Source organism: Dyadobacter sp. CY261, from assembly GCF_021440085.1.
GTDB lineage: Bacteria > Bacteroidota > Bacteroidia > Cytophagales > Spirosomataceae > Dyadobacter.
Map to the genome: position 1 here is coordinate 398,197 of NZ_JAKCPW010000002.1, position 12,236 is coordinate 410,432.

12 protein-coding genes are annotated in these 12,236 nt (G+C 47.8%); all 12 read left to right on the forward strand.

The window, feature by feature from the left end; genetic code table 11:
- Positions 1 to 17 precede the first annotated feature (17 nt).
- The 12 genes from LZD49_RS08920 to LZD49_RS08975 all read left to right on the forward strand — a co-directional run bounded on the left by LZD49_RS08920 (position 18) and on the right by LZD49_RS08975 (position 12,147).
- Complete coding sequence (locus tag LZD49_RS08920) at positions 18 to 2,588, forward strand: DUF5686 and carboxypeptidase-like regulatory domain-containing protein (protein ID WP_234666994.1); 2,571 nt, start codon at positions 18 to 20, stop codon at positions 2,586 to 2,588.
- A gap of 24 nt (positions 2,589 to 2,612) precedes the next feature.
- Positions 2,613 to 3,326, forward strand: coding sequence for a sugar phosphate nucleotidyltransferase (locus tag LZD49_RS08925; protein WP_234666995.1), 714 nt, complete (start codon positions 2,613 to 2,615; stop codon positions 3,324 to 3,326).
- A 73-nt stretch (positions 3,327 to 3,399) separates the two neighbouring features.
- Positions 3,400 to 4,269 (forward strand): hypothetical protein, encoded by an 870-nt coding sequence (locus LZD49_RS08930; protein WP_234666996.1) that lies wholly within the window; start codon positions 3,400 to 3,402, stop codon positions 4,267 to 4,269.
- On the forward strand, positions 4,269 to 5,225 hold the full coding sequence (locus tag LZD49_RS08935) for a CDP-alcohol phosphatidyltransferase family protein (RefSeq protein ID WP_234666997.1): 957 nt from the start codon (positions 4,269 to 4,271) through the stop codon (positions 5,223 to 5,225). The genes LZD49_RS08930 and LZD49_RS08935 overlap by 1 nt, the downstream gene beginning before the upstream one ends.
- A 22-nt stretch (positions 5,226 to 5,247) precedes the next feature.
- Entirely contained in the window at positions 5,248 to 6,264 is a 1,017-nt protein-coding gene (locus tag LZD49_RS08940) for a lysylphosphatidylglycerol synthase transmembrane domain-containing protein (RefSeq protein WP_234666998.1), read from the forward strand.
- 88 nt (positions 6,265 to 6,352) lie between these two features.
- The gene (locus LZD49_RS08945; RefSeq protein WP_234666999.1) at positions 6,353 to 7,060 is read left to right on the forward strand and encodes an HAD family hydrolase; all 708 of its coding nucleotides are present in this window, start codon (positions 6,353 to 6,355) and stop codon (positions 7,058 to 7,060) included.
- Positions 7,061 to 7,113: 53 nt separating this feature from the next.
- On the forward strand, positions 7,114 to 8,022 hold the full coding sequence (locus LZD49_RS08950) for a PfkB family carbohydrate kinase (RefSeq protein WP_234667000.1): 909 nt from the start codon (positions 7,114 to 7,116) through the stop codon (positions 8,020 to 8,022).
- A gap of 21 nt (positions 8,023 to 8,043) precedes the next feature.
- A complete protein-coding gene (locus LZD49_RS08955; protein ID WP_234667001.1) occupies positions 8,044 to 8,613 on the forward strand; it encodes a DUF4833 domain-containing protein in 570 nt (189 codons plus the stop codon).
- Between the two features lies 1 nt (position 8,614).
- Positions 8,615 to 9,253: a sterol desaturase family protein gene (locus LZD49_RS08960; protein WP_234667002.1), complete on the forward strand. Its 639-nt coding sequence runs from the start codon at positions 8,615 to 8,617 to the stop codon at positions 9,251 to 9,253.
- Between the two features lie 15 nt (positions 9,254 to 9,268).
- A complete protein-coding gene (cmoA, locus tag LZD49_RS08965) occupies positions 9,269 to 10,018 on the forward strand; it encodes a carboxy-S-adenosyl-L-methionine synthase CmoA (RefSeq protein ID WP_234667003.1) in 750 nt (249 codons plus the stop codon).
- A complete protein-coding gene (locus LZD49_RS08970) occupies positions 10,015 to 10,743 on the forward strand; it encodes an isoprenylcysteine carboxylmethyltransferase family protein (RefSeq protein WP_234667004.1) in 729 nt (242 codons plus the stop codon). Before cmoA ends, LZD49_RS08970 begins: the two co-directional genes overlap by 4 nt.
- Positions 10,744 to 10,869: 126 nt before the next feature.
- Positions 10,870 to 12,147 carry an NAD(P)/FAD-dependent oxidoreductase gene (locus tag LZD49_RS08975; RefSeq protein WP_234667005.1) on the forward strand — a complete coding sequence of 426 codons (1,278 nt, stop codon included), beginning with the start codon at positions 10,870 to 10,872 and terminating at the stop codon, positions 12,145 to 12,147.
- Positions 12,148 to 12,236: the final 89 nt, after the last annotated feature.

Here is a 12,236-nt window from a genome sequence, read left to right on the forward strand (position 1 = left end):
GTTACGAACGTTCCAACATGAAAGCAATCAACAAGTCGATATGGTTACAAATACTCATGGTGATCAGCATTTTGCAGATTGGCACGGGTATAGCCACAGCACAATCGACAACTACTATAAAAGGTACCATTACAGACGCCAAGACGGGTGAGACCTTGCCTTACGTCTCGATCCTGATCCCGGGAACAACCATGGGGACTGTCTCCGACGTCGAGGGCCGCTACGCCATGACACTGCGTGAAGACCATGCGAAGATCAAGTTCACTTACGTAGGTTATGTTGCCATTGAAAAGCCGATCAAGCCTGGTGTGAACCAGGTAATCGACGTGAAAATGGCCGTGGACGCCTCAATGCTCAAAGAAGTGACCGTTAAGACAAGAGCGCGTTACCGGAATAAGGATAACCCGGCCGTGCAGCTCATCCGCGAGGTGATCGCGCACAAGGACGAGAACAAAATGGCGAGCAACGATTTCGTGGAGTACGAACAGTATGAGAAGATCTCGCTTGCATTGAGCAACCTTTCCGACCAGTTCAAGGAGAAGCGCATTTTCAGGAATTACCAGTTTTTGTTCAAAAGCCAGGATTCCAGTGCGATGGGCGGTAAAAACATGCTGCCTGCTTACATTCAGGAAAAACTGTCGAAAGTTTATTTCCGCAAAAGCCCCTATAATAAGAAACAACTCGTGCTGGCGAACCGCCGGGCCGAATTCGACGCAAAGTTTGTGGATAACGACGGTTTGAGCGCTTATTTCAACCGTTTGTATGAAGATATTAACATTTACGACAACGATATCTCTATCGCCACCAACCTGCTGCTAAGCCCAATCGCGAACTCCGCACCTACATTCTATAAATTTTTTATCCGTGACACCATCAAAACCTCCGATCCGTGGCTGATAGAGCTGGGCTTTGTTCCGCGTAATAAAACGGATATGCTTTTTGAAGGTAAACTATTCATCACCCTCGACGGGAAATACGGCGTGCAGAATGCCTACCTGACCGTCAACAAAGACATTAACCTGAACTTCATGCGCGACCTCGAAGCGCGCCTGGAATTCGAGAAAGGAGCGGATGGCCGGTATTTCATGAATAAGTCGACGCTCGCCATGGAATTTGCACTGGGCGAGAAAAATGGTGGCTTGTACGGGCAGCGGACAGTGAATTTCAAGGATTATACCATCAACAAGCCCCAGCCCGACAGTACTTACCGTGGGCCTGGCGAGGAAATTGTTTACAATCCGGAGATCAAAACCAGCGAATCCTTTTGGGAGAGCGCAAGGCATATCCCGTTAGAACGTACCGAGCAGGACATTTATAAAAATATCGATACGCTGCAAACTATCCCGTCGTTCAAGCGGACCATGGATTTTGCGACGCTCTTCCTTTCGGGCTACAAGTCGTTTGGCGCGGTAGAAATAGGGCCTGTGAATACATTTTACAGCTTTAACCCTGTGGAAGGTTTCCGTTTGCGTTTTGGTGGCCGTACTACCACTGACCTCAGCAAGCGTTTGTATTTCGAAACTTACGCGGCTTACGGTTTCAAGGACCAGAAGTGGAAGTATTTTGTAAGCGGTACCTATTCATTTAATAACAAATCTGTTTACCATTTCCCGTTGCATTACGTACGAGCGAGCTACCAGCGAGATACCAAGATCCCTGGTCAGGAATTGCAGTTTGTACAGGAGGATAACTTCTTATTGTCGTTCAAACGCGGCGATAACAACCGGTGGTTGTACAACGACGTCTATAAGTTGGAATACGTACGGGAGTTCGAAAGCCGTTTTTCTTATAAGATCGGTTTTACACAATGGAAGCAAACTCCCGCGGGTGTGCTGCGTTACGAGCGCCTCGACAGGGAAGGGCAGCTGCAAAACGCGGGAACTTTAAGCAATACCGAGGCGAACGTCGAGCTGCGTTATGCGCCGCATGAGCAATACTATCAAGGCAAATTGTACCGTACGCCGATCATCAACAAATACCCGATCTTCACATTGCGCTATAATGCGGGTCTGAAAGGGGTATTTCAGGGAGAGAACAATTATCATAACGTAGCTCTGAATATTCAGAAACGCTTCTATCTGTCGCAGTTCGGTTATGCGGACATTACGGCAGAAGGCGGTTATATTCTTGGAAACCAGATCCAGTTCCCGTTGCTGACGATCCACCGTGCCAACCAGACTTACGCGTACCAGTTGAATTCATATAACTTAATGAACTTTCTGGAATTTGCGAGCGACCATTACGCGAGCCTGGACGTGCAATATTACCTGAACGGCTTTTTGTTCAATAAAATACCTTTGCTGAAAAAGCTGAAACTGCGCGAAGTAGTGAGTTTCAAAGGTTTGATGGGCGGCTTGCGGGATGAGAACAACCCGGCATTCAATCCGTCGCTGTTCCGCTTTGCCACTGACCAGGATGGCAAGCCGGTCACTTACACATTGTCGCGCGAGCCTTATCTCGAAGGTAGCGTAGGTATTGCCAACATTTTCAAGCTATTGCGCGTCGACCTGGTAAAACGTTTTACCTATCTCGACAATCCGAATGTGTCGGAGTGGGGTATCCGGGCGCGGTTCAGGCTTGATTTTTAGGGCATCGATTTAAAAAAGATTATTATGAATTACGCAATCATAGCAGCAGGAGAAGGGTCGCGACTGGCAAAGGAAGGATTTACACTTCCTAAGCCGATGGTGAGCCTGCACGGCGAAATGCTGATCGACCGGCTGATCGGAATTTTTATGCGGAATAATGCGGAGAAGATCCTGGTGATCATCAACGAGGAGTCGCCATTGCTGGAAATGCATTTAATGGGCCTTAGTGAAAACCTGCCTATTCAGTTTGTTAAAAAATCGACGCCAAGTTCTCTGCATAGTGTTTACGAATTGTTTAAAAGCGAACCGGAGCTGAGCGAAGTTTGTCTTACAACGACGGATACAGTTTTCCGCGAAGAGGAATTTGGAGCATTCATCACTGAATTTGCAGAAAGCAAGAACCTCGACGGGCAAATGGCTGTAACTGCATTTATCGACGACGAAAGTCCCCTCTATGTGGCAGTTGACGACGACGATCGCATTACCGCATTTGCCGATGACAATAGTACCGATACCCCGTTTGTTTCAGGCGGGATTTATTGTCTCAGGAGGAAAGCGATCGAAACCGTAAATGTGGCGGTGGAAAACGGCGTGAGCCGGATGCGGAACTTTCAACGGCAGCTTGTGGCGGATGGTTTACATTTGAAAGCCTACCCGTTTACCAAGATTGTCGACGTCGACCATGTCAGCGACATCCAGACGGCGGAGCTGTTTTTAAGCGGCGAAATGGCTTTTTAAATACATTAACACACACTGAGTAGACACCAATTTATTTTAACAGACCGGGGCGTTTTGCCGGTCAACACCATAGATGAACGAATTAAGAATTCTGGGCGTGCACCGAAACAAAAAGTTCTCGCCCAACCATATCGGGAACGACGATGCGATTTTTTCGCAGACAGCCAAAGAGCTCGAGAAACTGGGATGCAGCATTACGATCTGTTGCGAAGACGAGTTTCTGGCGATGGAAACAGTGAATTACAGCAGAATTTTCACCATGGCGCGCCAAAAGCATGTTGTCGCCAAATTACAGGAACTGGAAAGGAACGGTACGCAGGTTTTGAACTCCGCATTCGGGATCGAAAACTGCTTCCGCACGAACCTGACCAATGCATTGAACAACAATAATATCCCGGTGGCCGATAGCTACATCGTACCGACCGATTACCAGGGAGACGAGGTTTTTGATAAAATAAAAGGAAAAGGTTACTGGATCAAAAGAGGCGATTTCCACGCGATCCATAAGGAAGATGTGTCGTTTGCCGCATCGCGCGAAGAAGCTAAGGAGATTCTGCGGGAATACGCATTGCGCGAGATCCCCGACGCGGTGATCTCACAGCATCTGATCGGTGACCTGGTAAAGTTTTATGGGGTAAGAGGAACGGACTTTTTTTTCTGGTTCTATCCATACGACAATAATCACCATAAATACGCTGAATACCAGCAGATTAATGGTGATTCGGTATATTATCCGTTCAGTGCCGAGGGTTTGCAGAACACGGCAAATGAAGCGGCAGGTGTAGTGGGGATCGATATTTATGGGGGCGATGCCATTATCGGGAAGGATGGCGATTTTCGGATCATCGACCTCAACGATTGGCCCAGTTTCGCACCGTGCCGTGATCGGGCCGCCGGGTATATAGCCGGTCGCCTTTATGAAAGATTTTTGAACAATAATTAATGGAGACAACCACCACCAAGCCCGTTACAGAAGGAAAGAAGGATACCTCGGCATTCGAGAATTCCCTCAAATCGAACGATACGGAGGAACAGATCGATATCTGGTTTTACAGGCCGATCGGTTACCAGATCGCACTATTTTGCGCGAAGGTTGGCATCCGTCCAAACCCGGTGACGATCATCAGTATCTTCTTCGGTGTGGCGGCAGGGATATTATTTTATTCCCAGGATTTGTGGATCAATGTGATCGGGATGCTTTCGCTGATGTTTGCCAACTCGCTCGACAGCGCCGACGGCCAGTTAGCGCGGATGACCAACGATAAGAGCCGCCTGGGTCGTATTCTTGATGGCGTTGCGGGTGATTTCTGGTTCATTGCCATTCACATCGCATTGTGTTTGCGGTGTATGGAAGAGGGTTGGAGCGCGTGGATATGGGTGCCGGGCGTAGTTGCAGGTATTTCACATACGATCCAGTCGGCGATGGCGGATTACTATCGCAATGTGCATTTGTTCTTTATCAAAGGCACCAATGGCAGCGAGCTCGACAACAGCCGTGATTTGCAAAAAGAATACAACGAAATGAGCTGGACGCGGCAGTTTGGCATGAAACTCGTGGCGCGGTTATACCTGAACTATACCAAGGAACAAGAGTTCTTCTCGCCTAAGCTGCAAAAGCTACTGTCTGTCGTAAAAGAAAAATACCGCAACGGCCTGCCTGCGAAGCTTGTTACTGATTTCCGTGCGCAGAACAAGCCATTGATGAAATATACCAATATCGTCCAGTTCAACACCCGGGTGATATTTCTGTTCATCTGGCTGTTCCTCGACCAATCGTGGATCTATTTCTTGTTTGACATATTCGTCCTCAACCCGATCCTGATCTACATGGTTGTAAAGCAGGAGCAGGTAAGCAATCATTTTTACAAGGAGATCAGTTCCGGCAAATACAATGGGTAGCAAGGCGTACAAAGCCCTTTTCATGGCAATCGGCATTTTCTCACTGGGCTATATGATTTATGGCACAGGGTTGCTTGTGATTTGGGAAAACATCAACAGGACGGGCATCTGGTTCCTGCCGGTAATCGGTAGTTGGCTGGTGATCTACATCCTGAATGCCCTCGCCTTCCGCGCCATCATCCGCGAACCGCAATTGCCCGAAACGAATATGTCGTTCTGGTCGGTGCTGCGGCTGACGATCTCGGGTTATGCGATCAATTACATTACCCCATTCGTCGCATTGGGCGGCGAGCCATACCGGATTTTGGAGCTTAAACCGGCATTAGGCATTCAGAAAGCGACATCTTCGGTGTTGTTGTACAGCCTGATGCACATGTTTTCTCACGTGCTGTTCTGGCTGGCTTCCATTGTGTTGATCGTCGCGGTAGTCCCATTGAGTGATGTGATGTTGATCGGCTGCGGCATTTTGCTCGTTGTGGGGTTGGTTTTAGGGTATTGGTTTATTAATGTATACAAAAAAGGCTTTACCGTAAGCACATTCCGCTTGCTGGAAAAAGTGCCTTTTATCAAACACAAAGCCAGGGAATTCGCATTGAAGAATGCCGAAAACCTGTATGAAGTGGACGAGCAGATCCGTGTTCTGTATTCAGATCGCCGGGATGCATTCTATGCTTCACTGTTCTATGAATTTGTAGGAAGGGTGATTGGCTGTCTGGAAATCTATTTCACGGCCCACGCCATCGGAATGGAAATGACGCTGGCGCAATCCCTGATCGTAAGCTCCGGTTCGTCCCTTTTCGCAAACCTGATCTTCTTCTTCCCTATGCAACTCGGCACCCGCGAAGGCGGCCTGGCGCTGGCCTTAAGGAGTGTAGGCTTGCCCGCAGCGCAAGGTATTTTTATTGGAGTTGTCTTAAGGATTAGAGAGATAGTCTGGATTATAATTGGATTAGCTCTGATTAATAAAAAAACTAAAAACAATCAAACAGCCAGCACAGAACCGGAACTGGAACCAGTTCCAATCAGAGCCAATAGCTGATGATATAATGAAGCCAGCGGATGAAGGTTTCAAGTAAATAATCAATATAAATTTAATATCCAGGGATTTCAATCCCTGGAAACTCAAAATGATAAAGGGAATATTATTTGATTATGGGGGTACAATTGATACAAATGGCTTGCATTGGGCCAATGTGTTGTGGGATGCCTATCAGCATAATCAGGTAAGGGTTGATAAAGAGTCATTTGCGAGTGCATACAAGTTTGGCGAGAGGGCATTGGCCATCCATCCGATCATCCTGCCGCATCATGTGTTTTATGATGTGCTGTATCTCAAAGTAGAACAGCAGTTTGGCTATTTGAAAGAAAACGGATACGAGTTGGACGGCCAGGCCATCGAGGCCATCGCCCGCGCATGCGACCGCATCGCACGCACTAGTGTTGAAAAAGCCGCACCCGTACTCGAAGTATTGGCGCAAAACTATCCTCTCGTAATGGTATCCAACTTTTACGGGAACCTGAACAGTGTCTTAAAGGAATTTGGTATTGCGCATTATTTTCAGGCTGTCGTGGAATCGGCAGTGGTCGGCGTCCGGAAACCCGACCCCGCAATATGGCAGCTGGGCGTGGAAGCGCAGGGTTTTCTTCCCAATGAATGCGTGGCAGTAGGTGATTCTTATTCTAAAGACATTCTGCCAGCAAAGGCAACAGGCGCGAAGGCGATCTGGCTGAATGTGCAGGGATTTGAAGAAGCTAACGAAAAGCAGGTATCGGTTGCCGATGCCGAGATTACAGATTTTGCCCAGGTGGCTGACACCATTAAGAGCCTGGGTTAGTTATCACGTATAACTCGGCCTTTAAAGGTTGGGTTAGGAAAATAAAGAGTATCATGTACGACATTTGTACCATCGGGCACATTACCTTGGATAAGGTGGTTACTGCCCAGTCTGTCAAGTATATGCCCGGCGGCACTTCGTTCTATTTCTCGAAGGCGCTGCGGCAGTTCGACGTGCGCTACATGCTTGTGACTGCATTGGCTGAGAAAGAAGGCCATATCGTTGCGGCCTTGCGCGGGGAGAACATCGAAGTTTTCTCACAAAACAGCCCCTACACAGTTTATTTCGAAAACATTTACAGCGCCAACCAGGATTACCGCGAGCAGAATGTGCTGCATAAGGCCGCCCCGTTCACCGTTTCGCAAATGCCTGCCATCGAAGCAAAATACTTCCATTTGGGACCATTGCTTTCGGACGACATTACTGTGGACCTGATCAAAATGCTGGCTGCTAAAGGCAAGGTTTCGCTCGACATTCAGGGCTACCTGCGCTATGTGAAGGACCAGAAGGTTTTCTATAAAGATTGGGAAGACAAGAAGGAAGCATTGCCTTATATCGACATCCTTAAAGCCAACGAGTTCGAAATGGAGGTGGTAACAGGAACAAGTGACGTCATTGAAGGCGCGAAATATCTCGCCAATCTGGGGGTAAAAGAAGTCATCATCACTCTCGGCAGCAAAGGGTCGCTGGTGTATAAAGACGACCATTTTTACCAGATCCCGGCCTACAAACCGACCGCCGTCGTGGACGCAACCGGCTGTGGCGATACTTACATGGCTGGTTACCTGAGCCAGCGCGTGAAAGGTGAGGGCATACAGGAATCAGGAGAGTTCGGGGCAGCGATGGCTACCTTGAAAATTCAGTCGTCTGGGCCGTTCTCCGGAAATGCGGAAAACGTGCAGGAAGTGTTGCAGTACGGCGAATGCGACCGTGAAGTAATTGCACAAGCCATTTTATTGTAGTACCAGTAGTTCAGAAAAGTCATGAAATTCATACTCAGCATCCTGATGGCGTTCGGCCTGACGCTTGTTTCGTATGCAGCAGGGTTATCCGATAAAAAGACCGGCACGGCAGCCGCGGAACCGGACGATTTTCCAGTCCCCAACGACGTCCCCGGGTTACTTTTTTACATTCAGCGTGATCCGAATACGAATACAATCTGTTATCAGCTTAATGTCGATAAACAAGGAAGAATCAGTGAAAAAAATCCCGTCAATACGTTCTGGATCAGGTATCCGGAAGGCGGGATGAGGAAAGACCTCAACTATTTGCAGCGTAAATTTGCCTACGGTATCAATTCGAAAGCGATCGGCAATGCTGTCTATGAACTGCGGTCAGTAGCGTATTCAAAATTGCCGCTTTACCTGAAAAGGGACAAGCGCAATGAATACCATGTCTATACAAGCATCGATAAGAAGGAATGCATACTCAGCAGGGTATTTATCCGGATCGACGGTGGGACGTTCTGGTCGCCCAATGTGCTCTATATCGAGCTGAAAGGCACCGAAATTGCCACCGGGAAAACTATTATTCAGCGCATTAAACCATCCTGACATGCCTAAAAATTATGTCTCCAATTCCACGGATTCCTCAAGGATGTTTAAAAGCAACTTTCTTGAGGCGTTCTCGAAGGTGCATTACAGCGTGCCACTCTTCATTTTTATACCGGTAATACTGTACTTCTCGTGGAAGGCACTCGGGCCTGGTGAAATGGCCTGGTATACTTTTGTAGGAGTATTATTCGGGGGGCTGTTCTTCTGGACATTCACCGAATACTTTATGCACCGGTTTGTGTTTCATTTTACACCCCACGGAAGGTTTATGGAGCGTATCCATTTTGTCTTCCACGGGGTGCATCATGACTACCCGAATGACGCCAAAAGGCTGGTAATGCCACCATCGGTGAGCATCCCGCTGGCGACGGGCTTCTACTTTTTGTTCACCGTTTTTTTGAGTGAATATTATGCAGCGGCCTTTTATTCGGGTTTTATGGCGGGGTATCTTTTTTATGATATGAGCCATTACGCGTTGCATCATGCCAATTTCAAGTCCGCGTTCTGGAAGAAATTAAAACGGCATCACATGCAACATCATTATTCAGATGCAAGTAAAGGTTACGGTGTAAGTTCAGATATTTGGGACAGAGTTTTCGATTCAAACGCAAATCGGCCCCAAAAATCTAACTCAATCTAACTGTAACCTTAACTTATGAAGAACCTTGGAAGTGAGAATTTGGACCAGGTCTTCAGAGATGAAATCACAAAAGTTTCGGACTTCAAGTTTGGGACAAATGTGGTCAGTGTCTTTGACGACATGGTCAGCAGGTCTGTACCATATTACAACGAAATGCAGCGTATGCTCGCCGAGATCGCTGCCGACCATGTGAAGGAAGGAGGATTCGTGTACGACCTGGGGTGTTCAACCGGAACCACAATGATAGGTCTGGACCAGCTCATTCCGTCGGATATCCGGTTTATCGGAATCGACGAGTCACCCGAAATGCTCGCCAAATGTGATTTAAAGTTGAAAGAGGAGGGTTTCGTAAGGCCGTACGACCTCGTTCCCGGTGATTTGCACCAGCAGCTTCCGATTTCCAACGGTTCCGTAGTGATCCTTTGCCTTACGCTGCAATTCGTGAGGCCATTGTACCGCGAAAGGCTTCTGAAAAATATCTATGACGGATTGAACCCCGGCGGCGTGTTGCTGCTGGTAGAGAAAGTGCTGGCGGAAAGCAGCATCTTCAATCGTGATTTTATCAAATACTATTACAACTATAAGCGGCGCAACCATTACAGTGAGCTTGAAATATCCCAGAAACGGGAAGCGCTCGAAAATGTGCTGATCCCTTACAAGTTGTCTGAAAACATGCTTCTGCTGAAAGAGGTCGGTTTCGCCGACTGCGAAATTTTCTTCAAGTGGTACAATTTTTCAGGGTTGATAGCTCATAAAAAATCATGATCGCGATTGGTAACTTCTTTTTCAAGTACAGGAATAACCTGTTTATCATCCTGTACCTGCTGCTGTTTTTGCCATCGCCGAAGCTTTTTTCGCCGCAACAGTTCGGACCGAACTATTACCTGTACCCGGTGATACTGGGTCTGCTAATCACCTTTTCGGGAGAGATCATCCGGGGCATTACCATCGGCCTTGCTTACATTATCCGGGGTGGTCGCGACAAAAAAGTGTATGCCGAAACGCTGGTGACGGAAGGCATTTTCCGGCATTGCCGTAACCCGTTGTATGTAGGCAATATTTTGATGCTGCTCGGGGTAGGCGTGGTGGCCAATTCGCTGATCTATGTCGGAATCGTAATGCCTTTGTTTTTGTTTATATATCAGGCCATTGTATTGGCCGAAGAGAATTTTTTAAGAAACAAGTTTGGCGCTCAGTTCGATGCGTATTGTGGCAGGGTTAGCCGCTGGCTGATTAGTCCGAGCGGGATCTTGGAGACCCTGAAAGGTATGCGTTTCAACTATAAGCGTTGGCTTTTAAAAGAATATAACACTTTGCTGGTGTGGCTGATAGGTATTGTAGCCATACTTATTTTCAAATACCCGGAAATCGTGCCGGAACCTGATAACCGCATTACCACTTTCGCGGTGATCGTACTGGGACTTGGCATGTGCTACGCTTATGTACGGTATTTGAAGAAATCCGGCAAGATGACCGACAGCATGGCTTGACAGGCTTTGGTAGGCAGTTTTGAGGACAAACTGCCTACCAGCCATCCCGTTTGGCATACTATTGGTTACAACCTCCTGGACCGCCCTAAGAATCACATATTTGTTAACCCCCTAATAAAAAGCACCATGAATATCGTAATCATAGGAGGAGGATTTGCCGGGGTAAACCTGGCAATGGACCTTGCAAAAAGCAAGAAGTTCGAGGTAACGCTGGTCGATAAGAACAATTACAATTTCTTTCCGCCGCTGATCTATCAGGTGGCGACGGCCTATCTGGAACCATCCAGCATCAGTTACCCGTTCCGTAAGCTTTTTGCAGGTAAGGGAAATCTTCATTTCAGGTTAGGAGAACTGCAAAGGGTGGTGCCGGGGGAAAATAAGATTATCCTGCATAACGGTGAGCTTTCGTACGATTTCCTCGTTTTTGCGACGGGTGCAGAAACGAACTTCTTCGGCATGGAGAATGTGAAGAGAAATTCGACGCCGATGAAAACATTGGAAGATGCCATTGGTATGCGGAACAAGCTGTTGTTACAAATGGAACAGGCTACGCTCAGCAACGACCCGGCGGAGATCAAGAAACTTCTGACGGTGGTGATTGCCGGCGGCGGGCCCACGGGCGTTGAAATTTCAGGCATGTTCGCCGAAATGCGCAATGGCATTCTCCGCAGGGAATATCCAGAGCTGGCGGGAAAAGGCAGTGAAATCTATCTGGTCGACGGCAGCGAGGCATTGCTTTCGCCGATGAGCAAGGATTCCCAGCAGGATACTTATGATGCTTTGCGTAAACTCGGGGTCAGAATCCGCCTGAACAGCCATGTGACGGATTTCGTGGACGATAAGGTTTATTTCTCCGAGGGAGACAGCATTGATGCCAAAACGCTTATCTGGGCGGCAGGCGTAACGGGCAGGGTATTCGAAGGTGTTCCGCCGGAAGCCTATGGACGTGGACGCAGAATGATTGTCGACGCATACAACAAGGTGAATAGTACCTACAATATTTATGCCATCGGCGATTGCTCGCTGCAAACATCCGACGAGCATTTTCCAAACGGCCACCCGCAGGTTGCACAGGTAGCAATCCAGCAGGGTAAGAACCTGGCGCGCAACTTCGAGCTCATTGCGGAGCATCAGCCATTGCACGCATTCAAATACAATGACAAAGGCTCCATGGCGATCATCGGCCGGGCCAAGGCGGTGGTAGATTTGCCATCTCCAAAAGTGCATTTCAAAGGGGTAATCGCCTGGCTGGCGTGGCTTTTCATACACCTTATATCGCTTATTAACCACCGTAACCGGGTCAAAACCCTCTACAACTGGATGGTGGCCTATTTCACAAAAGATCAGTCTCTGCGAATGATCATTAAGCCCTCGGTGACGCAGGAAAAAGTCGAATCGGTCTGATGGAACCGTAATTCAACGTTTATCGTTGGCAGTTTAATAAAAAACACTGAATTTTAGCAGCAGAAAGCCTTAGAGCATTCATTCAGTGT